Source organism: Bacillus sp. AC266 (genome assembly GCF_979253805.1).
The window spans coordinates 1,039,180-1,064,896 of record NZ_CEEDEC010000002.1 but is presented as its reverse complement, the minus strand read 5'-3'; the positions used below and the strand labels follow the sequence as shown (position 1 = coordinate 1,064,896).

The 25,717-nt window shown below is 33.6% G+C and carries 20 protein-coding genes; 6 read left to right on the top strand and 14 right to left on the bottom strand.

Annotated elements, in window-relative coordinates; all coding sequences use genetic code 11:
* Positions 1-413: 413 nt before the first annotated feature.
* Entirely contained in the window at positions 414-1,592 is a 1,179-nt protein-coding gene (locus tag AC0IXC_RS13105) for a DUF2515 domain-containing protein (protein WP_215590101.1), read from the top strand.
* A complete protein-coding gene (locus AC0IXC_RS13100; RefSeq protein ID WP_044442960.1) occupies positions 1,567-1,968 on the top strand; it encodes a CBO0543 family protein in 402 nt (133 codons plus the stop codon). Before AC0IXC_RS13105 ends, AC0IXC_RS13100 begins: the two co-directional genes overlap by 26 nt.
* 27 nt (positions 1,969-1,995) lie before the next feature.
* On the opposite strand, the gene AC0IXC_RS13095 is transcribed toward AC0IXC_RS13100, so the two are convergent.
* The 10 genes from AC0IXC_RS13095 to AC0IXC_RS13050 form a co-directional block, all read right to left on the bottom strand.
* A complete protein-coding gene (locus AC0IXC_RS13095; RefSeq protein ID WP_002088014.1) occupies positions 1,996-2,418 on the bottom strand; it encodes a YfmQ family protein in 423 nt (140 codons plus the stop codon).
* 65 nt (positions 2,419-2,483) lie between these two features.
* Entirely contained in the window at positions 2,484-3,155 is a 672-nt protein-coding gene (locus AC0IXC_RS13090) for an LrgB family protein (RefSeq protein WP_016100781.1), read from the bottom strand.
* 23 nt (positions 3,156-3,178) lie between these two features.
* Complete coding sequence (locus AC0IXC_RS13085) at positions 3,179-3,535, bottom strand: CidA/LrgA family holin-like protein (RefSeq protein ID WP_002190466.1); 357 nt, start codon at positions 3,533-3,535, stop codon at positions 3,179-3,181.
* 33 nt (positions 3,536-3,568) lie between these two features.
* Positions 3,569-5,002, bottom strand: a complete 1,434-nt coding sequence (pdxR, locus tag AC0IXC_RS13080; protein WP_471652930.1) for a MocR-like pyridoxine biosynthesis transcription factor PdxR — start codon at positions 5,000-5,002, stop codon at positions 3,569-3,571.
* 67 nt (positions 5,003-5,069) lie between these two features.
* On the bottom strand, positions 5,070-5,867 hold the full coding sequence (locus tag AC0IXC_RS13075) for an alpha/beta fold hydrolase (RefSeq protein WP_002142829.1): 798 nt from the start codon (positions 5,865-5,867) through the stop codon (positions 5,070-5,072).
* Entirely contained in the window at positions 5,867-6,547 is a 681-nt protein-coding gene (gene bshB2, locus AC0IXC_RS13070) for a bacillithiol biosynthesis deacetylase BshB2 (protein ID WP_002033712.1), read from the bottom strand. Before bshB2 ends, AC0IXC_RS13075 begins: the two co-directional genes overlap by 1 nt.
* Before the next feature lie 32 nt (positions 6,548-6,579).
* Positions 6,580-6,774: a hypothetical protein gene (locus tag AC0IXC_RS13065; RefSeq protein WP_002033711.1), complete on the bottom strand. Its 195-nt coding sequence runs from the start codon at positions 6,772-6,774 to the stop codon at positions 6,580-6,582.
* 193 nt (positions 6,775-6,967) lie between these two features.
* On the bottom strand, positions 6,968-7,675 hold the full coding sequence (locus AC0IXC_RS13060; protein WP_113769736.1) for a GntR family transcriptional regulator: 708 nt from the start codon (positions 7,673-7,675) through the stop codon (positions 6,968-6,970).
* 30 nt (positions 7,676-7,705) lie between these two features.
* Entirely contained in the window at positions 7,706-9,115 is a 1,410-nt protein-coding gene (locus AC0IXC_RS13055; protein WP_002142831.1) for a glycoside hydrolase family 1 protein, read from the bottom strand.
* Between the two features lie 205 nt (positions 9,116-9,320).
* Positions 9,321-10,310, bottom strand: coding sequence for a phosphatidylinositol-specific phospholipase C (locus tag AC0IXC_RS13050; RefSeq protein WP_113769738.1), 990 nt, complete (start codon positions 10,308-10,310; stop codon positions 9,321-9,323).
* A gap of 381 nt (positions 10,311-10,691) precedes the next feature.
* Between AC0IXC_RS13050 and AC0IXC_RS13045 the strand changes: the two genes are divergently transcribed.
* The 3 genes from AC0IXC_RS13045 to AC0IXC_RS13035 all read left to right on the top strand — a co-directional run bounded on the left by AC0IXC_RS13045 (position 10,692) and on the right by AC0IXC_RS13035 (position 15,598).
* Positions 10,692-11,489 (top strand): cell wall hydrolase, encoded by a 798-nt coding sequence (locus AC0IXC_RS13045; RefSeq protein ID WP_002088026.1) that lies wholly within the window; start codon positions 10,692-10,694, stop codon positions 11,487-11,489.
* A gap of 301 nt (positions 11,490-11,790) precedes the next feature.
* A complete protein-coding gene (locus tag AC0IXC_RS13040) occupies positions 11,791-13,128 on the top strand; it encodes an NAD(P)/FAD-dependent oxidoreductase (protein WP_215590104.1) in 1,338 nt (445 codons plus the stop codon).
* Between the two features lie 550 nt (positions 13,129-13,678).
* Positions 13,679-15,598: an LTA synthase family protein gene (locus tag AC0IXC_RS13035; protein ID WP_113710417.1), complete on the top strand. Its 1,920-nt coding sequence runs from the start codon at positions 13,679-13,681 to the stop codon at positions 15,596-15,598.
* Between the two features lie 99 nt (positions 15,599-15,697).
* Here AC0IXC_RS13035 and AC0IXC_RS13030 read toward each other — a convergent pair whose 3' ends face one another.
* Entirely contained in the window at positions 15,698-18,481 is a 2,784-nt protein-coding gene (locus AC0IXC_RS13030) for a dynamin family protein (RefSeq protein ID WP_002142837.1), read from the bottom strand.
* Between the two features lie 485 nt (positions 18,482-18,966).
* Here AC0IXC_RS13030 and AC0IXC_RS13025 point away from each other — a divergent pair, with 485 nt between their 5' ends.
* Entirely contained in the window at positions 18,967-19,152 is a 186-nt protein-coding gene (locus AC0IXC_RS13025) for a hypothetical protein (RefSeq protein ID WP_000461142.1), read from the top strand.
* Positions 19,153-19,644: 492 nt separating this feature from the next.
* Here the strand turns inward: AC0IXC_RS13025 and AC0IXC_RS13020 are convergent, their stop codons facing one another.
* From AC0IXC_RS13020 to mutS, 3 genes are all read right to left on the bottom strand, one after another.
* Positions 19,645-20,631, bottom strand: a complete 987-nt coding sequence (locus AC0IXC_RS13020; RefSeq protein ID WP_002185086.1) for a choloylglycine hydrolase family protein — start codon at positions 20,629-20,631, stop codon at positions 19,645-19,647.
* Between the two features lie 342 nt (positions 20,632-20,973).
* On the bottom strand, positions 20,974-22,908 hold the full coding sequence (mutL, locus tag AC0IXC_RS13015) for a DNA mismatch repair endonuclease MutL (RefSeq protein ID WP_340777249.1): 1,935 nt from the start codon (positions 22,906-22,908) through the stop codon (positions 20,974-20,976).
* Between the two features lie 8 nt (positions 22,909-22,916).
* Positions 22,917-25,589: a DNA mismatch repair protein MutS gene (gene mutS / locus AC0IXC_RS13010; RefSeq protein WP_016100771.1), complete on the bottom strand. Its 2,673-nt coding sequence runs from the start codon at positions 25,587-25,589 to the stop codon at positions 22,917-22,919.
* Between the last annotated feature and the right edge of the window lie 128 nt (positions 25,590-25,717).

Below are 25,717 nucleotides of genomic sequence, written 5' to 3'. Positions count from 1 at the left end.
AATTATTTTCAATTGATTCAAATCATAATCGTCGTTTGTTACATTTAATTGACAAAATAAAAAAACAGAAACTATTTTTTAATAGTTTCTGTTTTTCATTTCACTTCTTAGCAATTAGATTTTCTTTATACTGTTTGAATGATAACTATATTACTGGTTTAAAAAACACCGCTCATTTATTTCTTATACTCGTAATAAAATAAAGTGAAACTTTAATTAGTGGGGATTTTGTCCATCCCCCACTGATTATTAGTTGAATCAATCGGGCTTTTACGAGCAGCCCCACCCTCACCTAACTTCTTTGCTTTAGCCGACTTTTGAGATGGGAGTCTTACTGCTCGTTAATAGCGAGATAAATGGAATGATTCATAACCAATACCACATTTAAACTCATAGAAAAGGGAGGTAATGGAATGTACCAAAGCAATTCAAACAATACATCTAAAGAATTCTCAAAAGCACTCCCTCTCTCCCTATTCGACGTGAAAAACGAGTTACAACAAAAAAGCGATCTCATCTCTTCTGTTACCATATATAAATTAACGAAAGAAGAGCAACTTATCATCGATAAAATTAAAGCTCAGACAAAAGAACTAAATAAAAATAACGTCACAAGAACACGTGCATACTACCAATTTTACATTCAATATCCAGAAATACATTGGGCACTACTTGGGCATATCGTATCACGTAACGGTGGCTGGAATATGACAGATTTAAAGGGAGATTTATATACGAGGCTTTTATCCGAGAAAGATCAAATTACATTTTTCTCTTTTTTAGAAAGAGGAAATTGGCTCATTTTTCAAGATGTATATCCTCAATTTTTACTATATGAGCAAAGTGTAAAAAAATCAAAAAAGCTATTTCACCTTCTCACTCACTTAAATGTTTCTACATTTATGGAAACAATGTGGAACGATTTTTGGAAAACAGGTAACAAAAAAACATTAGCGATCGCAACTATTGTTAATGAACAAAACTACTTAGAAAAAAGAGTTATTCAAAATGCACACTTTAAAAAGACTGTATTAAATAGTATTGGATTTAAACTCTTTGATTTTTTTCAGTTTAATCATATCCTTTTCCCATTTTACGAAAATGATAAAAAGCAAAAAGTATTACTATTTGGTGATACAATGAAACATTTCACTTCTTTGCATGAACGAATTTCACTTGGAAAACGGTTGTATTCATTGTTATTTCGGGATACACATATTTTATCTCAAATAATAAACTGGGTCCATCACCATCCACATACAGGCTCAAGAAAAGATTACTGGCCTCATTTATTTTCTAGTGTAAATGAATCTTTTTCGCGTGAGTTTTATAAACGCCGAATAAAGAAATGCCAGCTACGTAGTGACGCGTATCGTATATACAGCCCTGCACTCATCTATGCATGGCGGGATATGAAACATGAAGAAGTTGAAAATGAAGATTGGTTTAACGATTGGCAAGTTGTAAATTATTTAGTTGATAAGGAGGAAAATATAAATGGACAAATTACAGAAGACTACTGCAAAACACTCGAAAAAATTGAACTCGCAATTCTCGCAAAGAAAAATGTCCTCCTTCGAGAAGAAGAATGATTTTTTAGCATTATTAGTTACAGTCTTACTTTCTTCTATTATTGGAACTTGCTTAGATGCTTTCTTTGTGCATACACAAATATATTCCTTTCCAGTTAGACCTTTCTCATCTATATTTTCAGTTAACATAGGCTTTACGTTGTTTGTGCTACCAATTTTAACAATCATTTTCATACAAATTTCAAAAACATTATCTGCAGTTTCTAGAACTCTATTTATTATTTTAATAGGGCTTTGTGCTAGTATTTTTGAACAAGTTGCTGAGAGGTTAGGTTTATTTGTACATAACGGGAATTGGCATCATGCTTATTCTTTATTTGGATATATCATTTTCTTTTCTCTTATTTGGAAATTATATACTTGGATGCAAAAATAAAGAGACCGTTATAATAACGGTCTCTCCTTAAGCATAATCTTCAGTCACTGCTACTGAACGACTTTGAAGGCTTTTTGATCGCAAACGATATGCAACTACTTTCTTCTTATATTGCTTTACTACATCAACGTGTTCCTCGTAGCTATATATAGAAAATCTAATCTCTCTTTTTCCTTTCTTCGTCTCCATGACTATCGGTGTACCATTCCCTTGCGGCGGAAAATAATGTTTATCTAAAAATAAAGCCTCGTTAAATTCATGAATAACTTGCAGTTTCATTTCTCCTTCTATACTTTCCCCATCTACCGTTACAGTAGTATTTTCCTCATCAAGTTTTTGGTGTAACTCAAATCTACTAATAATTGATTCTACAACAGAAGTTGGCATACTAGAAACTAGTACTTTAAGAGCACCAAAAATAAATAATGTAACTATAAACCATGTTGTCATTTTAATCATCTCCATTACGCTCTAAAATGAGTAGTGTTATGCTCCTTATTACGATTCATTAATTTTCAAAATAAAAATTTCACTCCATAAGGTACTAATATACTAATAAGTATCCCTGTTACAATCATCGTTACCGAACCGATAGTTGCCTCTTTCTCTCCTTCTTTCACTAGACGGCTCACACCAATAATATGTGATGCACAGCCCATCCCCACTCCTTTTCCAATCGTACTTGTTATTCGGAAAAACTTAAGTACTGTCGGTCCGATAATAGCACCTGTTATTCCTGCAACAACTACAAAACTAGAAGTCATAGATGGAATGCCACCAATTTGATCCGCTAATGAAATGGCAATAGGCATTGTCGCTAATTGTGGTAAAGTTGTTAATATAAGTTCCTTATCTATATTTAAAATTCCACCAATCACTATATTCATACTCGTTAAAGCCACTATACCTATCACTACGCCGATTAGTATCGCTAAAAAGTTTTTCATAAGTATCTTTCGCTCTTTAAATAGAGGTATGGCTAACGCTACAATTGCAGGACTCAAAAAACCTGAAAGAATGTCTCCCCCATTTTCCTTATACTCATGATGAGAAATACCAAATATCAAAAATAAGCAAATCATAATTGCTGTAACTGTTAATACCGGTAACGTAAATGGAAACGTAAATTTTTTATATAACTTTGTCGCCAATAAATAAATTACTACAGTAATAATAATTAAGACCATTTGAATCGTGCACCTTGTCGATTTTATTTTTTTGATGTTACTAATAATTGACTTACATACCCTGAAACAATCAATGTTACTACCGTACTTGCAATTACTAAAAGGAATATAACACTCCCCTTACTTAAAAGAAAAGATCCATATTCCATTAATCCTGTTGTCGAAGGAATTAGAAATAACGGTAAAAATACTATTAACTTTTCTGCCCCTACCTCAAACCACTTTAATGGAAAAATACGAGTAGAAAGGAGTAGAAACAATATTAACATCCCTATTAAACTTCCTGGCATCGACAGATGGAATACTCCTTGAATCCACGTACCAGCTAAGCTAAACACATATAGCACGCCTACTTGAAGTAAAAGCGTCACGTACTTCATTTCTTTCCCTCATTTCCATATTACGCTTCGCTATTATGAAATCTCATTTAATGTTTCCGCAAACCTTGTAACTCCAAGCTGAATTTGTTCTACATTCGCTCTGCCAAAAGTAAATCGGATATATTCACTTTTCGAACCTAGGACGCTTCCTGGGACAAATGCTACACCATTTTGTATAGATTCACCTAGTAAATGATATTCATCAAACGTTCCTTGCACTTTGCACCATAAATGTATTCCGCCCTCAGGAACAAAAAATTCAATCTGATCCCCTAATATTTCTTCAAGCTTTCTAATTAACTCATCTCTTCTTTGTTTCAGTTGTCCACGGAGCATCGTAATATGCGCATGAAAATCCTCAGATTCTAAAAATTGGTTCGCTACCCACTGTGTAAATACACTATGACCGAAATCAACTTGCTGCTTCGCATCTGCCAATCTCTCAATTACGCGCGTGGGGCCAATTACCCAACCAATACGTAATCCTGATGCAACAATTTTTGATAATGAGCTCACATAAAGAACATTCCCATTTTGATCCATCGATTTCAATGTTGGATTCACTTCTCCAGTAAAAGAAGTCAAACTATACGGATCATCTTCTACAATCGGTATACCAAATTCAGAAGATAGTTCTAAAACCTTTTTACGTCTTGCCAATGAAAGTACCGTTCCAGTTGGATTTTGATAATCCGGATTTAAAAACACCATACGAATGCGATGCTTTTTGTGCAAATCGATTAAGTCATCTGGATTCATACCATGCTGATCAACTGGTAAACGGAATATTTTTAAACCTGCTGATTTAAACATCGGAAGTGAATAACAATAGGAGGGATCCTCAATTGCAATCGCATCTCCAGGCTTTAACAAACATTGAACGATAAGATTAAGTGCTTGCTGAGCTCCAGATGTAATAAGAATAGAGCTTGAATCTGCTTCTATTTGTTTATATTGCTCGACATGTGCCGCAATGGTTTTTCGCAACATTTCATTTCCAAGCGGATGGTCATAACCGAGATTTCCCATAAATGTTTTCTCCGACAAAATTGTTCGAAATCTATCACTCGGAATTAAATCTGATGACAATTCACCACTCGCTAAATTGATTAAATCATCTTTTTGTGTTTCCGTTCGAATTTGTTGAACAAGTGGTACATTAGGTAAGAACGATCCATCCTCAACGTACCTACCCCAGTTCGGTATTCGTTTATGTGACACACCCCATATATCTGTATTCACCCGAGTGCCGCTTCCTTTTTTCCGTTCTACTACCCCAAGTGATTTCAATTCCTCATAAGCAGCTACGACCGTACTCCGGTTCACTTGTAAATTCTGTGCTAACATACGCTCGGAAGGTAATTTTCTATCAGAAGGGAATTCACCGGTAGAAATGCCTCTTTCAATGTAATCAGCAATTTGTTTATAAACTGGTATCTTATCTTCACGATTCGGTTGCCATTCCATTTAGTTCCCTCCTCTCCAAGCTGGTGTCCTGAACTCATTAATAACAGTATTCACTGCAAAAATGGTATTAATCAAGCGCATGATTTAAAAATGCCTCTACCGTCACATTAAAGCTAGTAGGCTGTTCTAAATAAGGCAAGTGCCCACTATTTTTCAACTCAACGAAAGTCACGTTTCTCAGGTGTTTTTCAAATTCTCTCACATACTTTTCCGGAACAAAATAATCATTCTCTCCTCGTATTATTAATGCAGGACATGCAATGTTAGAGAGGTATGGTCTTTGATCGTAATCAACTAATTCAGCGAATAGCCTTTGAATATGCGTCGGATGAATCGTTTGTAGGGATTGATGAAATCCTCGGACAATTGCATCATTATCTTCTACTCCCATTGCTCTCAATAACGTATCAGCCCAAGTTTTCCCTTTATCCTGCAAGCTAAGTAAATCATATACTTCAAGTCGTTCTTTACGATCTGCCGGTTCTAAATAGGGAAATGCATTTACAACAATTAAGCTAGAAACAAAACGTGGATATTGAATAGCAAAATCGATACCCACTCTAGCTCCTTTTGAAAGACCACAAATTGTTACTGATTTTAGCTTTAAATGATTACATAACTCATATAAAACATTTGAATATTCTTTAAAACTAATTTCCATCCCTTCGGATTTCCCATGCCCAGGTAAATCGAGTGAGATTACGGTCCATGTCTTCTTGAAGTATTTTCTTTGATATAACCAATTATTCGAATTTCCTCCAAGACCGTGTAAAAACAATATGACAGGACCCGATCCTTCTATATTGTAAAAAATCTTTCGATTCTTATATTCAAAATACATATTCATCACCTTCAGATGTAGCATCACATATTTTTATCTTTGAATGAATATATCCAAAACGGTTCTCTTTCTAACCACTCAACTGTGCCTGAAATACCGTCTTCATACTCCCTTTCCAGCTCATCCACTTTAGTTGTAAATTGTGATGCATGTGCTCGTAATGCTTCCAATTTTTTCGGAACATATTTTTTCACTTCATTTTTAAAATCTGGAGGTCCTATTTCGTCTTCATGATTTTTCGAAAAAGCTACAGCATAAAAGGCTGGTCGTTTACTTTCCGAAATATTAGCTAAGGCCTCTACTACTGCTTCCCCAGTTGCATCGTGATCCGGATGAACTGCATACCCAGGATAGAAAGAAATAACTACAGAAGGATCCAATTCTTCAATACAGTTTTGAATCAAGCTTCTTAATTTTCCAGGCTCTTCAAATTCAAGAGTTTTATCACGATATCCCATCATACGTAAATCTTCAATCCCTAAAATATTTGTAGCTCGCTTTAACTCTTTCTCTCTAATTGTATATAAAGATTCACGAGTTGCAAAAGGTGGATTCCCCATCGCTCTCCCCATTTCACCAAGTGTTAAGCAAACATAAGTAAGAGGGACTTTCTGCTCAGTATAAGCCAAAATTGTTCCAGCCACGCAATACGACTCATCATCCGGATGCGGGAAAACAACTAAAACGTGGCGCTCATTTTTCATCAATATATTAACTCCTTCATCATATACAAACTTTATAAAATAACGACCGCATACCAAGTAACTCCTACAAGAAGCACTAAAAGAAGAATGACATAGATAGCGGATAAGTTTTTCACATTCCTCTTTGTAGACTTACCGTAATTCTCCTCTACATTTCGTGCGACTAGTACGGTCCCAAACAGTGATACAACTACAATAATAACAACTAGTGAAATCGCAAAACTCATTGTCTTCCACCTCTCTAAGGCCAGTCTATTTTAAAGCATGAATAAAATACTACCTTTCTTCTCTTATCATAATAGAAGTTTGTAAAAAACGGACCAACCACTTTTGTGTTTTTTTGCTCATCCACTTTAAAAATAAAAAGCAACTGCTCACTTAGGACCAGTTGCTTTTTTACAAGGCTACTTATATTCATTTTCAATTAAAATTAATTCGATTTAAAAGTTTGGTCTTTTCATAATGAAACATTGATTGAGATAGCTCGAAAATTGTTCCATTTACAAGATAAACTGTATTTTCAATAAGAAGCGCTGGATCACCTACATTTAGTTCTAAAAGCTTTGCATTTTCTTTATTTATTTTTTCACAACTAATAACTTTATCGGCAAAGCCAATATTTAATCGTAAATCCTCAATGAAATAACTGTATACAGAACTTAATGCTATTTCTTCATTCAAATAAGGAATGATATCTTTTTTGAAATAACTTACTTCAATAGAGAATGGTTTACCGTCTACAATTCTTAAACGCTTCAAAAAATATAGTCTAGTTCCAATCTCACATTGCATCCGTTCTACTATCTCTTCATTTGCCTCTATTACTTCAATCTCTAGCACTTTCGTTTCAATATTTTGTGAAACGAGATTTTTCGTTAATCCACGTAAACTTCCTAAATTAATGTAATCTGTTACAGAAGTTTCACGTAAAAACATACCACTACCTTGCACTTGAAAAATATAACCTCTATTCACAAGTTGACTAATTACTTTACGTATCGTATTACGGCTTACTTCAAATCGATTCATCAACGCTTCTTCTGTAGGTAATTTTTTCGTTTCATTAAAAAGCCCATCTCGAATGTTTTGCTCTAACACATCTGCAATTTGTTTATACTTTGCACTCATACACTTTCTCCTAAAATACTCTTTTATCTGTTATAACTCTTCTCCTCTCGTTTCGATCACATGTTTATACCAATGAAACGAAAGTTTCTTCTTACGTTTTAAGTTATCATTATGATCGACAAAAATAAAGCCATATTGCTTTTTATATCCATTTAACCAACTTAACAAATCAATAACTGACCATGCATAATAACCTTTTAAATTAATTCCCTCTTGAATTGCACACTTCATTACTTTTAAATGCTCTTCAATAAATTTAATTCGCGGAACATCTACAATTTCTCCGTCAATGATTGGATCTTCATCACCAAGTCCATTTTCCGTTACATACATCTTTATGTCACCGTAACGCGCTTTCAACATATGCAATCCATCTAAGAAACCTTCGGGAGATATTTCCCAACCCCATTTGGTATATGTTTTATCATCCATTTTTACTGTTCGATAAAAACCATCAAAAGAAGGATTACCTGGAGCAAGTGTTGAGTTTTCTCGAGAATGCTCCTCGCTCTTTATATCCATATCATATCTTTCTACTCGTATTGGCTGATAATAATTCAAGCCGATAAAATCATTTTTTTCGGCATTTTGTTTAATGATTTCTAATTCTTCAACCGTCCAATTAGGAGTCCACCCATTTTCCTTTAATTGTTGTACAACATAAGACGGATACTCACCTTTTAAAACTGGATCGTAGTACCAATACGTTTCATATTCATTCGCATGATTTGCTGCTAGTATATTTTCTTTTTGATCATCCACACTATAAGCAGGTAAGAAAACATGTGTAATCCCTATCTCCCCATACTGTTTCAGCTGCTTGTACACCGCAACTGTTTTCGCATGCGCATAAAATACATAATGAGTCGCTTGAAAATACTTTGGAACATCATTTTGTATTCCTGGTGGATGTGCACCTTTTAAATAGCCTAATCCACAAAACATCACTGTTTCATTAAAAGTAATCCAATGTTTCACTCTATCACCAAATGCCTTAAAGCAAATTTCTGCATACTTTACAAAAGCCTCTGCTGTTCGTTTATTCGTCCACCCACCATCTTTTTCTAACGGTAATGGTAGATCCCAATGATATAAAGTGGCAAACGGTACAATCCCGTACTTTAAACATTCATCAATTAAATTATTATAAAATTCAATTCCTTTTTCATTTACCTCTCCATCTCCAGTCGGCAATATTCTCGCCCAAGAAATCGAAAAACGATACGATTCCAATCCCATCTCAGCCATTAAACGAACATCTTCCTTATATCGATGATAATGATCAACCGCTACATCACCATTTGTTCCATCGTATGTTTTGCCAGGAATTTTTGAAAACTCATCCCAATTCGTAACACCTTTTCCATCCTCATTCCATGCACCTTCTACTTGATAAGAAGCTGAAGCAGCTCCGAATAAAAAATCATGTGGAAACTTCATAATATATACCTCCGTTTCATTACAACAAATCAAATTCATTACTACATATAAAATTTATAGGTACAAATTTTATATGTAGTAATTATAGCTTAAGTTTCGATTTTTTTCTATCATGAACATACGATATGTAAAACTATATTTGATGTTAATTTTTAGAAAACAAAAAAGAAGCGACGTATTTCATCGCTTCTTACTATGACAATCTTTACTCTTTTACAAGTGACTTATTCGCTCTTATAACTTCTTGATAAAGTATTGGGGACCATTTTTCATTTATATAATCTTGAATTACCCAGCCCACTCTCGTAGGATTCTTTTGCTTCATATAGCTTGCAATTTCAGGATTTATGTAGGACGCATAATAATATGGACTATTCCATGCTGTACCACCAGAAGACAAGCTTGTAAAATTAATATATAGATGATTACACTCTTCACTGTTGTTAATCGTTTCATTTATAGTATCTTTAATAGATGTTACTTTCTCATCATAACTCACTTTATATTTATCTTGTACTGTTACATTTACATTTTGATTTACAGTTGTCGTAAACGTGTCATTATCTGCCCAATAAAAATTATTATATCCTCCAGATTCATTACTACCACTGTATCTTTTGAGTAGCACAATTTTCCCTCGAGCATCTCCAAGTCTTATATTCCCTTCTGTTTTTAAAAAGATAGGATCAAGAAAATAATTTTTTTCAAACGTACTACTAAATGAATCTTCTGCCCCTTTCATATCCTCATACTCTTTTTTTAAAGACATAATAATCGTTTCACTTGGATTATCTTTTAAAAATTGTTTCGCTTCATTTATAAATTCATGCAATGTTACATAAAGATATAATGGCCCATGATGAAGAACTATCGTATTATCATCTGTTAAACGCCCTCTAATATCAAAAATTCTAGCTCCGTGATCCATTTGGTAACGAAAATTATATTCTTGCGTCATTCCCCATACTTGCTTTATCGGATTTTGCAACTTGAACGTTCCACTATCATGTGTTCCTGGAATTGAAATTCGTGCTAACGGTACGTTATCGGGTATAGGTTGCATCCATTTTGACCAGTTTTCAAGCCCATTACCAGCGCTAGCAGCAACTGCTTGCTTATCATTGAAAGCAAATACAAATGTGCTAAGTATAGTACTACATATGAATAATTTCAAAATAAACTTCTTATTGCTCATTTTTATTCCTCTCTCTTTCCGTTTTATATCACACTTATTGAATATAACATAAGCTACTTAATAAATAACATTTCATAAATATGGAATATTGCATATAAGTAAAATTTAAAAACATCCACATATTCTCATCTCAATGCATTAAAAAAATTTAATATCCCTTTTCACTAGATAAATTATAGTAATCAACAACTCGGACTTCAATGGGCTTTCATATGCAATATTTCATATTTGGGTCCTACATGATATAAATAAAAAACTTATAATGATTATTTATTCCATACGTGCTAATATAATTATATTAAAATGTAAATACATACCTTATATACTCTGAACTACATTACTCAACAGTTAAAACTTAATTTTTTATTGGGAGGATTTACAATGAAATTATTAAAAATAAAACATATAATTCCTTTATCTGCGGCAGCAATTACATTCGTATGTAATCAAGGTGTAGCTGAGGCTTCCACCATTCATACAGTAAAAAAGAATGATACACTTTGGGGTATCAGTAAACAATATGGAGTTTCAATACAATCTATTAAACAAGCAAATAATAAAGGAAAAGATCAAACTTTTATTGGTGAACAGTTACATATTCCAGGATCCATGAAATCAAATGAGGTCACTGTTCATCAAAACGACAAACCTAAGAACATCTCTGGACAAATTATTTATCAAGTACAGCCGGGAGATTCATTAGAAATTATAGCAAAGCGTTACAATGTTACCGTTCAATCTATAAAACAAATTAACAATACAGTCGGAAACAAGCTTTATACAGGACAACATTTAAAAATCAATTCAAGTATTTCAGAAAAAGAAAAAGACTTAATGGCACGCTTAGTTACTGCTGAGGCAGGTGGCGAATCATATAAAGGAAAAGTAGCGGTGGCGAAAGTTATCTTGAATCGTGTAAATGCAAATGGTTTTCCAAATACAATAACAGGTGTTATTTATGAACCTATTAAACGCGGATATGCATTTACTCCTGTTACCGATGGTAGAATTAATCAGCCTGCAAGCGCAGAAGCAAAAATGGCAGTAGAAGAGGCTATCTCTACAAATGGAATACATTCTGATTGGCTTTATTTTTACAATCCAAAAACTTCAACAAACAAATGGATTACGACACGTCAAACAGTAGCGGTAATCGGTAACCACGTCTTCGCTAAATAAAACTATAATTCTCTTCAAATTTATGCACTTAACAACTATTTCAAATGATTAGCAGACCTCTTCACTTAAAAGGTCTGTTTTTTATATGTAAGATTTTATTAATCATATGACATAGTGATCATTTAAAACTATTTCTTCTTTCAAATAAAAACATTTGTATTTACTCCACCACTCGGAGAAATTAAAAAAGCATCAAGTTCAAAAACTCCCTCTTTATTAATAAAAGCTATTTCTTAACTTCATAAAAGTGTTATACACTAAGAAAATAAAAAACAAACTATTCGTTAGCAGGTGAAAGAATATGTATGATGTTACAATTATCGGAGCTGGAGTAAGTAGCATCTTTATGGCTTATTCATTAGCCCAAAGTAACAAAAAGATTTTAATTCTTGATAAAGGTAAAGCGCTAAAAGATCGCCATTGTCCTTTAGACCAAGGAAAAGTGTGTAATTGTACTACATGTGATAAATATTTCGGATTTGGTGGTTTAGGAAAATCCGAAGGGAAATTTAATTATACAAATGGATTTGGTGGGGAACTTGAGCAAAAAGTAGGTAAAAAAGCTTTTATACAACTCATGGCCGAAGTAGATGAAATTCTATGTCAGTTTGGTGGAAGTTCCGTTTCAAAATATTCTACAGAAAATCTAAATCTCACTAAGAGAGCTGAAGCGTGTGGTTTACAAATGCTCACAACAGAAGTAAGGCATCTTGGCACTACACTTTCAAGTAACATTTTTCAGCAGCTCTACGAATTTTTACTTACGAAAATAAATATCCGATTTCATATAGATGTAGAGCATATCATAAGGCAGAAAGATCATTTTAGAATAGCTACAAATCAAGGGATAGTTCAATCTAAGCAACTCGTATTTGCAACAGGACGTTCCGGGGCTGATTGGTTAAAAGAAATGTGCTCTTCCCTTGAAATTGCACAGGAACAAACCCGTATAGATTTAGGTATTAGGGTAGAGATGAAAGAACATCAATTACGTTCTATATTAAAAGATACATTTGAGACGAAACTTTCTTATCAGCATGAACATTTCACGGCTACTACTTACTGTATGAATCCAAAAGGACGCATTATTCGAAAGTACGAAGAAGGTTTAGTTATGCCTGACGGTCAAAATTTTCGAGAGCAAGGAACTGGCACTTCTAACTTAAATTTCACTTTATTTATCCCACTCTATTTTCCAACTCTCAAAGAAGCCAATGTATACGCAAGTTCAATTATTAAAAGCATTAACCAGGGACGAGATCGGATTGTTATACAGCGTTTAGAGGACTTAATAAAGAAACAACCTACAGCGGAGAACAACATGAAACATAATCGTATACAGCCTACACTACACGGAGATTATGGAGATTTGAATGAAGAAATTCCTCAATTATATATTGAAGGACTCAAAAAATTTTTATTACGTTTAGAACAATTTATCCAAGAACCTATCGATAAAGATACTTTATTATATGGAATTGATGGAAAGTTCTATGCTCCTACAATAAAAATCAATAACCACTTTGAAACAAGTATGAATGGGCTATTTTTAATTGGAGATTGTTCAGGCGTCACTCACTCATTATCTCAAGCAGCTGCAAGTGGTCTGTATGTTGGAAAATATTTATCAGGTATTTAAACTTTTTAATTAAGATGCCAGTCAAATGTTTTAAGTTTCACCAACACTTTATTTATCTAATAATAGCTTTAACGAAATTATTATCCCTCCCCCGCTGATGATTAAGCCACAAAGAATCAGGATTTTACGGGATATATTGAAAACACATGAAAAACTACATTCTATATAGAATGTAGTTTTCTACTAATTAATATAACCGTTTTCTTCAAGTTGACTTTTCTGAAAATTTAAACTGATTGAATGTCAATAGTTTAAAAATCATCTATTCATTTTCACTTTCATTTGTTCGATATTTTGTAACATCGCCGTAGTGTTTAATATGTTAGGATGTCTATAAGTATTTTTTACTACGACTATGATTTTTTCTGCTCTGTTTCAAAAAAAATTAGATGTATGTTACTTCGCTTTAAAATTCTCCATTGTATGTATATGAATACTTCAAATTATTACCTTTAGAAAAATATAATCTAAATGGTTCACCACACTCTAATAGTTATAAAAACATAATATATAACCTTAGTTAAATAAACTCTATAAAGAAGGTGTAAAAATGAAGAATAAAATAAATTTACAAATGCAAAATATAAGCTTTGTTTTAATAATTGCTTTAGCAGTATGGTTAAAAACATATCTTATTACGCGATTCAGTTTTGATTTGAAAATTGAGTCTTCCACACAAGAACTTATTTTGTTTATTAGCCCTCTAGCTGCATCATTAGCATTTGTTGGATTAGCATTATTTGCAACCGGTGAAAAGAGAAATTATATAGCGCTATGTATTAATTTCTTATTAACTATAGTTCTCGTTGGAAATGTAATGTTCTATGATTTTTATAGCGATTTTGTTACGTTACCAGTACTTGGACAAACATCTAACTTTACACAGTTAGGCGGCAGTATTAAAGAAATATTAAACTACAAAATTATACTCGCATTCGTAGACATTATTTTCTTCTTTATTTTGTTAAAGAAGAAATCGATAGTCTTTAAAACAGGACGTGTAACTCATTCTGCACGCTTGTTATATTTTCTCTTAACGATTGCTGTATTTTTTGCGAATCTACATCTTGCAGAAAAAGAGCGCCCTGAATTATTAACGAGATCCTTCGACCGAGTAATGCTTGTTAAAAATTTAGGACTATATACTCATCAAGTATATGATTTAACACTACAAGTAAAAGCTGGATCCCAAAAGGCACTCGCAGATAGTAGTAAATTACAAGAAACTGAAAACTACGTAAAGGCAAACCATAGCGAGCCGAATCCTAACATGTTTGGTGCAGCTAAAGGAAAAAACGTAATTGTCGTTACTCTTGAATCCTTGCAAACCTTTTTAATAGGTGCATCCGTCAATGGTCAAGAAGTTACGCCATTCTTGAATGAATTCATAAATGAAAGCTATTACTTTGATAACTTTTTCCACCAAACTGGTCAAGGAAAAACATCAGATTCTGAATTTCTAATAGATACATCGTTGTATCCATTAAATCGAGGAGCTGTATTTTTCACGCACGGTAACAACGATTATACTGCGACTCCAGAAATTTTACGTCAGCAAGGCTATTTCACTTCTGTATTCCATGCGAATAACGCAACATTTTGGAATCGTAATATTATGTACTCCGCTCTTGGTTATGATCGTTACTATAATGAACTTGATTACAAAATTACGCCAGAAACAAATTTAAATTGGGGATTAAAAGATATCGAATACTTTGATCAATCAGTAGATATATTAAAAACTGTTGATCAACCATTTTACGCTCGTTTCCTTACTTTAACAAACCATTATCCATTTACGTATGATGAAGATACAAAATTCATTGAACCATACAACTCTGGTAATGGCGTATTTGATCGTTACATCGTAACAGCACGTTACTTAGACGAATCAATTAAAAAATTTATTGAGCGTTTAAAAGCCGAGGGAATGTATGATGATTCTATTATTGTGTTATACGGTGATCATTACGGCATTTCTGAAAAACATAATCGCGCAATGGCACAGTTTTTAGAAAAAGATCAAATAACAGAATTTGATACTTTAAATTTACAACGCACACCTTTATATATTCATATCCCTGGCCAAACAGAAGGTCAAACTATCTCAAAGCCTACGGGACAAATCGATATGAAACCTACTATTCTAAATTTATTAGGGATTGATACTACTAACGATATCCGTTTTGGCCATGATATGTTTTCAGATGAATATACCGGTTTTGTTGTTTTACGTGATGGTAGCTTTATTACAGACAAGTATGCATATACAAATCATACTTTTTATAATCGAGAAACAGGTGAGGTTGTAGATTTACCAAAAAAAGAAGCTCAAGAAATGATTAACCGTGCACAAAATGAATTACGAATGTCTGACAAAATTATTGAAGGCGATTTATTACGTTTCTCAGAAAGTAATAAAATTAAAACTGGAGAAGTAAAAACTAAAATTAAAGAAACTGAAAAGTAATCTATATAAAGAAAGGGAGCAACTCATTACGGTTGCTCCCTTTTCCCCTCTTATAACACATGATGCAATTTCATATAAAAAACTTGATATGTTTTACTTTTATTCTACGCTTGTTTCTAAAGTTAAATCTGTATAGGCATTATCCTCACCTATATTTAAGATTACTTCACATTGACGTAATCTCAATTCAAAGAGCGTTATAGGATCATGATAAACTTCAGGGTTTGATTTCATTTTATGCAGTTTATCTTGTTTTTCTTTTATTTCTAAATGAGTGTTTTTTACAGCTTGTTCCAACGAGCCAAATGGATTTCTAAAGAACATATTAATATCCCGCTCTTGTGTGTTTTCAAATAGCTCAAACTGCAAGAAAAATTTCTTCATAATAGAAGCCGTTACATCGGTATAATCTTCATTTTCTAAATACTGTTTGTATTTGTTATATAGCATAGCTTTATTTTTAGGAAGAACTCCAAATAATTTACCGGCACTTTTCAGTAAAAATTGTGCTGGCGTAAATCGGCGTAAAATATTTACTTCTTCCATTTGTATTCTAGTTGTCATTCTATCAGTATCTCTTCGCCAGTCATCAATTACTTTAAAGTCACATTCTAACTGTATTCGATTTTCTCCAAATAAAGAATTAAGTCCTTCACTGGTTTCTGCTAAGTACAATTGACTTTGAAGGAGCTCGTTATTAGAAGTCGCAATCCAATTTTGCATCGAGCGAGCAAGATTAGGTAATACAGTTTGTTCTAGATATTGTTGCACCCTTTCATTCATCGCTGTATTTAGTTCAATATCAATGTGCCCAAAATCACTTTCTTCACTAATTAAATCGGAACAACTCTGCAATAATTTCGGAATATGTTCTGTAAGATCATTAGTAATTTCGTTTTTCATTGTACGATATGTTTCTGTAATTAAATGAATTTTTTCCTTCTCAAAAGCAGTAAGGTTATTAATACAAGCATTTAGTTTAACTAACATATCTTCATTCCAATTAATAGAATCCACTAGATTATTTTCCCTCTCGACGCGTTTATCCAAAAGATATGTAATTGTTTTTCGAATGAAAAACAATAGCTTTTCAGTACGTTCTGCATCGATATTTTTATGGTTAAAGTTAAAATGAATAAACTCAGTTAAATCGTTTAGTTGTTTACTATTTGTATATAACGAAGAATAAGGGAAAACTCTTGCATTAGGGAAATATGTATTTATTCTCACTTGCGTATCTTGTATAACTCTTTTTGCTTCTGCTTCATTGTAAATGTTATCGATTTTATTTAATAAGAAATGAACTTGTAGATTTGGTGTATGTTCTTGGATACTTAATAGAATGTCACGTTCTTTGTCAGTAAAAGGTGAATCCGTATTCAATACGAATAATAATTCATCTACAGAGTTTAAATATTCAAACACCTCATCTCTCGCGTCATTGTTCCTATTAAAGCTAGGTGTAACAACGAATGTAAGTTTATTTTTACTTAAAAACCTGCATGGTAATTTAAATTCAACACACGCTCTATCTCTATATGTTTGACGATGCACTGCCATCATGTTATGGAAATCAGAGAAATTCTCAGTTGTTGTAATTTCCGAATCTGTTATAGCGTTAATTTCTGTATAAGCGTCATTTTTAAAAACAACTACATTTGAGATTGAGTTTTCTAATATATTTTCTCCTAAAATAGAGTTAATAAATGAAGCTTTTCCGTTCCCTGAAGTTCCAGTTACTAATAGGCGATTTGTTCTTAAATCTGCAAGCTCACCAACTAACCAGCTAAATCGGTTACCCATTTCTAAATCATGTTCTTGTGCCCAGTGTGTAATAGATTCAAAAAGATGTAAACTATACTCTAAGCCATTCACATGATTAATAGAATATGACAGTAGGTCTTCTGCATCTTTTATATCCGCTGAATCTATTTTAGAAGGAAAAATCTCATCCCATGCCAATACTGCTGCAGATGGAAATACAGCATGAGATGGATTGACTACCTTTAACCAATTTGTTAACAGGTTTGGAATGATATCGTGTAATTGTCTAAGCATATATTGACCTTGAATTAATTCAAAGTATGTTTCTTCGTAAAGAGAAGAAATTTCGTCCCATATATCGGACGAATGTATTTCGATATGTATGAAAAATTCATTTATTGTGTTGAGCCATAATAAGTAATTTTGTTCATCTTTATAGCTGTGCCAAAGTGATGAAACAATTTGCGTAAATTGTACTTGATCTACATTATTTAATGTAACTAATACTTTATAAAAATAGTCTGGTGAAATATTTTTAGTAAATCCTTTATCGATATATTCTTTTAGAACCTCAAACCACGGATAAGATTCTGTTCGAATTAACTCGTTCACAGCAAGCTCTACTGCACTATCAAAATCTTGCTGTTCTTCATAAAAGGAACGGGCAATTGTTGTGACGTTTGGATAATCGGGATTTAAAGAAACCGCTTCTTTTATAACAGCGAAAGCTGAATCAAAATTATTTTGCTCGATGTAAAGAGACAGTAATTGCAGTACAATTTCAGTCATAAGTATTTTATTATCAGTAGTAATGGAAGTATACACGTTTTCAGCAACTGATAATTGGTTAAGTTCGAAGTAAGCATCCGCAATATTTTTTTGTGCCCATGGCGCTAATTCATTACTAACTTTCTCCCATTTAAAAATAGCTGCTTCAAAATCTTGATGGTGATAATAAAATTCACCTTGTGCAAAACGAATATAAGATCCATCAGAAATCTCATTTTTTTCTTCGTTTACATAAGCTTCTCCAAGTACTTGAAGAGGTGGGTGTGTTTCATTCTCCATTAGGAATGTTTCATAATACATCTTTTTTATTAATTGTTTTTCTAATCTCATCTTTTCCCCCACTATATCTCGAAAATACATTTTTGAGATATGTCAATACTTTTTTGTATGTATGCTTTTTATCTTAACAAAGAATTCCTTTTGAAAAATTTCATTTTCCTTTCATTTTTCAAGTAAGATTGAATTTTTATGAGAAAAGTTTCAGTTTTTTTTCAATTCCCTTTCAGTTGTGAAACAACATTAAATGTTCCTAATAACCTAATAACACTATAATATTCCACATTATATTATCAGGAAAACTATATATATATTACATTATAAAAACAATCTATAACGAATATATATGCAAGATTCCCTTCGCTAATAAATAAAAGAAATCATTATAATATATTTCTCACATTGTTTTCCTTTGAAATATTTCAGTAGTTACGTAATTAAATTCCATTAACCTATATAAATAACTAGTCCAAAAAAAATCTATATGCATATCATGTTATAGTAAAGAATTCAGGAAATCCTAAAAAGGAGGCATTTTCATGTTTGAAGATAAATCTAAAATAAATTACCCATATGAATTTACTGAAACTACAACAGTCCCTCTAAAAAACCCCATCAATAAAACTTTCAAAAACGGCTCTGGTACACATAACTTCCCAATTAAAAAGCATTATAAAGAGCAGGTTTTATATACTGAAAAAATTAATAATAATAAAAATAAATAAGAATCTATATTTGGCCATGCATAGTTATGTGTTTAATAATGTAGAAATCCTTATTATACAATTTACGTACCTTTAAAAAGTGCTGATATACGGCGCTTTTTTATACATAGATAATAGAAGCACAAAAAAGGTATGGATATTTTCCACACCTTTTTTGTGCTTTGCTATTTATAAATGGAGTAGTACGTCCATGTTTATTTTACCTAATAGCACTTTAATGGGCCTTCTAGAAGAAATAAAAGCTAGTTTAATGAAAAAATAAGTTTCTTAGCCAATGCCCCTGCCCCTACCAGCAGAATTTTACTGGTAGGAGTCATTGGATTGAATTTATATAATACCTTGAATATTTTGCGTCTATTTTTTCTTAAGGGGTATTTATTCGGGTTACTTATTAGATTATCAATTATATTCCTTCCGATTCCTACTTTTTATAGGTCATTATTGCTCTATTATATATATTTGAAAATTTACTAAGCGTTGTTTCAAAGCTACTTAGTTTTCATAAAATATTTTTTGTTTCCGTTGGAACGGATAGGCTTTAATCTCATCTGTATCTAAATTTTCATGAAATAAATGAATGGCTATAATTTGTCTACAATCGTAAGTATGATAATAATATGTTCCGGACTCCATACACATTACGCTTGTATAAATGGTATTATCTAATGCACCTTCTTCTGTTATTACTCCGCCTTTAGGAACCTCGCAATTTGATAAGATATGAAAAAGGGCCGATACTCCCTCTTCTTCACTATCTATACCTTGAATGTTTTGTTTGCCATATGCTGCTCGCACAAACCTTGATGGCGGGGTGAAATCCCCTGGAAGTCCCATTGAACCTGAGCCCTGACCAAAAGCACTTAATGGTACATTACTCCACTCTGTTGGCGCGAATGGCTGCGATTTAAGGCCAATATATTGTCTTAAATTTTGTAAATGCCAACTAAACTCCGGACTATTCGTCATCACTCCTAGTGGGTTGTCATACATTTTTAATCCTTCATTTGTTGGCTCCAGTACAATGCAATCTCCCCATTTATCCGCTAAAATCCAATGGAGTGGCGGCGTAAGTCCTAAATCCGGTAATGGTATATCCAAAAAGGTAATGCTATCTACAGATTTCTTTAACTCTTTGACAGAATTGAATTGTGTGAGACTCCAAGTCACAAAATCAAATGGAGCCAAATTCGTTTTGTTATTATCTATACTTTTACTATAAGTAGCGAATCCTGGAAAATAGAGTGTTGCACATGTCATACCTGCTTCATTTACTCCGTCCGCCATAATGACCCTTCCTTGATGATTAATCCCCATTCCGACCGTAGCATGTTTCGTATTAATGATTTCACCAGTTATATTATTCCACTGGTAATGTCGAGGAATGATTATTACTTCTTGATTCAAATCTAATGTAAAATCCATCGTTCTTGCAAAAAGGTGCTGACCGTTTTTTGTCTGTAATGTCAAACTAGTACACATAAAGAACACCCCATTTTATGGTTTTATATACACTTTACATAATTCTGATAAATCTGTAAATTAAAACCCCTTTCCTTACAAAAAAATGAGGAAGCACATATAAATTACAAATAGGTTATCTCTAGTTTATAAATGAATTTTTAAAATATAGTTGCAAAAGAATTATATTAAAAAGGAGCGACTTGTTACTATCGCTCCTTTTTATTTCTCTCAATATTTTATTAAAATAACTGTAGAGAACATTGCTATTACATATTTATTTTAACACATATAAATAATACTAGGCACTTTCAAACCGTTTCAAATAACTAGGAACGAACTTTTTCTCTTTGGACATTAATCCTACATAACCCTCTTAAACATCTTCTCCAACTCATAAGTAGAATGATGCACCAGAATCGGTCTTCCATGCGGACATGTGTATGGATTTGTTGTTGTACGTAGTTCTTCGAGTAAAGCGAATATTTGATCGTTCGTTAAATATTGATTTGCTTTAATTGAAGCTTTACAGCTCATCATAATCGCTGCTTCTTCGCGTAGTTTTTTTATGTCTACTTTTTTCAGTTTTACGACTTGCTCCATCATTTCATCAATGATTTCTGTTTCTTGTCCTTTTGGGAACCACGTTGGATGCGAACGGACAATAAAGGATTGATGGCCGAATTGCTCTAAAAATAGTCCGACTTTTTTTAGTTCTTCCAGCTGCTCTTCGACACGTAAAAATTCAGTAAGAGATAAGTCAATACGGTACGGTACAAGTAGTTCTTGTACTTCTTGCGCTACTCTTCCTACTTTATCACGGAAATATTCATAATTGATACGTTCCTGCGCTGCGTGCTGATCAATCATATATAACCCATTATCATTTTGAGCGAAAATATATGTTCCGTGCATCTGTCCAATTGGATAAAGCGGCGGTAAGTCATTACCGTTCATTTCAATCTCTTCTATCTCCCCGACTTCTTCTTCCAATTCCTCTAATTCAAAATCGTCATCGTTGCTAGTCCATTCCTTTTCCTCCCGAACCGTTTCCGGCTTAGAGGATGGCTGCCAGCTTTGCTCTTCTCTTACGAGTGACTGTGGTGGTTGCCATTCTTGCTTCGGCGGTTGCCACAGTTGTGCTGGTTGTTTTACAGTCGTTGTTTCTTCTTGTTTCTCATCCATTCCTGTTGGTAAAACGATGTTAGGCATAGATGATTCTCTCGGTTTTGTATGCTCAAACTTAAACTGTTCTTGCACACTTTCATCTTTTTCTTTTTTCTTCGTTGTTACACCAGCATCTGGAATGAGTTGTATTTTTTTGAATGCCGATTGCAATGTTTCTTCGATAAGCTTTAGCAATTCTTGTTCTTTACTAAAGCGTACTTCTAATTTTGCTGGATGTACGTTGACATCAACAAGCATTGGATCCATTTCAATTGATAAGAAGCCGATTGGGTATCTTCCGATTGGCAATAACGTATGATATCCTTGCTGAATTGCTTTCATTAATACAAAATTTCGAACGTAACGGCCATTTACAATCGTTGACATATAGTTACGCGACGCTCTCGTTACTTCTGGTAATGTTACATAACCTTTAATTGTAAAGTCTAGAGACTCAGCTTCAATCGGAATAAGCTTCTTCGCAACTTGAATGCTGTAAATCGATGCAAGTACTTGTCTTACATCACCGTTTCCTGATGTATGAAGCAATTTCTTTTCATTATGAAACAGTTTTAACGATACTTCTGGATGTGACATTGCAATACGATACACGATATCTGTAATGTTCCCAAGCTCTGTATGAATCGTTTTCATATATTTAAGGCGCGCTGGTGTATTAAAAAATAAGTTTTGTACAGTAATATCTGTTCCTTTTCGGCTTGCCGTTTTCTCTTGTTTTATAATGTCTCCACCTTTAATACTAAGGTGTGTACCAGGCGCATCACCTGTGCTCGTAATTAACTCTAATTCACTCACTGAGGCAATACTCGGCAGGGCCTCTCCGCGGAAACCGAGCGTTCTTATACGAAATAAATCATTTTCATCTTTAATTTTACTCGTTGCGTGTCGTTCAAATGCAACGATACAATCTTCTTCAGCAATACCATCTCCATTATCGATGATGCGAATCTTCGATAATCCAGCTTCTTCTAAGTGGATTTCAATAGATGTACTATTCGCATCGATGGAATTTTCCACGAGTTCTTTTACAACTGAGGCAGGGCGCTCTACTACTTCCCCTGCCGCAATTAAGTTAGAGAGTTGATCATCGAGTTTGCGAATTTTCCCCATCTACTTACTCATCCTTTCTTTAACTTTTTCTGTAAACGATACAGTTCATTCATCGCTTCTAAAGGCGTCATATCGAGTAAATCAATCTTTTTAATTTGTGCAAGTACTGCCGTTTCTTTTGCATCTAGAACTGACTTGTCTTGTTTTTTCGAAGACTGTTCTCCACCAAAGAATGATAATTGCGATTCTTCCTCAGTCTCTACTTTCGTCTCTTGTATTTCTGCTGGTTCTTCTTTTACAACAACTGGTTCTGGAGCGACTTCTGGCACTTTCACTTCTACTCGTTTCGGAATAACAATTTCTTCCTGTCCTTCTAGTTGTGCTAACACTTCTTTCGCGCGAGCGATTAAGCTCTCTGGAAGCTCGGCAAGTTGAGCAACGTGAATTCCGTAACTTTTATCAGCCGCTCCATCTTGAATTTTATGAAGGAAAACTACTTTTCCATTCTCTTCAATTGCTGAAACATGTACATTCTTTAGTTGGTCTAAACTTTCTTCTAACACTGTTAATTCATGATAATGTGTAGAGAATAATGTTTTCGCACCAATTTGGTCATGAATATGTTCAATGATTGCTTGCGCAAGTGCCATACCATCATACGTAGATGTACCGCGTCCAATTTCATCGAATAAAATTAAACTTCTCTCTGATGCATTTGCAATTGCATTTTTCGCTTCTAACATTTCAACCATAAATGTACTTTGACCTGAGATTAAATCATCCGCTGCACCAATTCTCGTAAAGATTTGATCGAAGACAGGTAATACTGCTTCTGTCGCTGGTACAAAACAACCAATTTGTGACATAACAGTAACAAGTGCTAATTGTCTCATATACGTACTTTTACCAGACATGTTCGGTCCTGTAATTAAAAAGACATCCATCTTCTCCGGCATAATACAATCATTCGGTACATACAATTTCCCGTTCAATACTTTTTCAACGACAGGATGACGACCATCTTTAATAAAGATTTCGCGCTTATTTGTTAAAACAGGTTTTACAAACTGCTCTTCTTCACTAACTGTCGCAAAGCTTTGCAGTACGTCTAGTTCACTAATTACTTTCGCTAAATGCTGTAATTTCGGAATGAATACTTTGACTTCTTCGCGAAGCGCTGTAAATAAATCGTATTCTAATTGTACAATTTTCTCTTCTGCTTCTAAGATTAATGTTTCTTTTTCTTTTAATTCATCTGTTATGAAACGTTCAGCATTAGCAAGCGTTTGTTTACGCTCATAGCGCCCTTCTGGAAGTGCTCCAAGATTCGCTTTCGTTACTTCAATGTAGTAACCGAAAATACGGTTGTACCCGATTTTTAACGATTTAACTCCTGTAATATCACGCTCTCGTTTTTCAAGCTCAGCGATCCACGTTTTCCCGTTTTTACTAACGTAACGATATTGATCAAGCTTGTCATTATAACCGTCTTTAATAATATCTCCATCTTTAATAGAAAGCGGTGGGTTTTCTTGAATACTTCTTCCTAGTAATTCAGTTAAGCTCTCACATGGATCCGCACCTTGAATTAACCTTGCAGCATAAGCATTATCTAACAGACTAATCGCTTCTAAAATAGCTGGTACTTGCAGTAAAGAACGTCTTAATTGTAATAAGTCCCGTGCATTTACATTACCAAATGCAACTTTCCCTGCTAAACGCTCTAAATCATATACTTCTTTTAATTTTTCTTTTAAATCTTCACGTAAGAAGTAATCATTTACAAATGTTTCAACCATTTCTAAACGCTCTTCTACTTTTTCTTTTTGGATTAGCGGACGTTCCATCCACTGTTTTAACATACGACCACCCATAGCCGTTTTTGTTTTGTCTAATAGCCATAATAATGATCCTGTTTTTTCTTTCGTTCGAAGTGTTTCTGTCAGCTCTAAATTTCGCTTTGAATGCACATCAATTTTCATAAATTGATTCGTGTAATAAATTTCTACTGGTTGCAAGTGATCTAACGAACGTTTTTGTGTTCTTATCACATAGTTAAATAAGCGTCCAATTGCTTTAATTAATTTTGCTTGGGAAACACTTTTCACAAGATGTTCTAATCCTTCTGGAATAGTTATTGTATCTTCATACGAAATCGTCATTTTTAATGTTTCAGTTAACTTATTTAATTCATCTTTTGAAAATGTAGAATCTACAACAATTTCTTTTGAACCAGTCGCATACACTTCTAATAAAATATCTTCTACTGAACCAGTTAATAACGTCACTGTATTTTGTCCAGTCGTTAAGTCATTACAAGCTAGCGCATAAGATCCATCTTCGAAATGTGTTAATGCTGCTAAGAAGTTATTCTCCTTCTCGTCTATTGTACGCCCTTCCATCATCGTTCCTGGCGTAATTAGTTGTACTACTTCACGACGTACTACACCTTTAGCTGTTTTTGGGTCTTCCACTTGCTCACAAACAGCTACTTTATATCCTTTTTCAACAAGTTGTTCAATATAATTTTTAGCTGCATGATGCGGTACACCACACATCGGTATACGTTCACTACTACCACCATCTCGGCTCGTTAATGTAATTTCAAGTTCATGAGCTGCTTTAACCGCATCTTCAAAGAACATTTCATAAAAATCACCTAATCGGAAAAATAAAAAGGCATCTTGATAGTCTGCCTTAACCTTTAAGTATTGCTGTATCATAGGCGTATATTGCGTCATGTCTTTCCTCCATAATTCTTACATAATAATCTATATTCATATATGTCACACTTCACGGACATCCATATCTCCTATTCCAGGAGTCTTTCCTCATTATAGCACATTTCATAAGGAATCATGTTCATGCA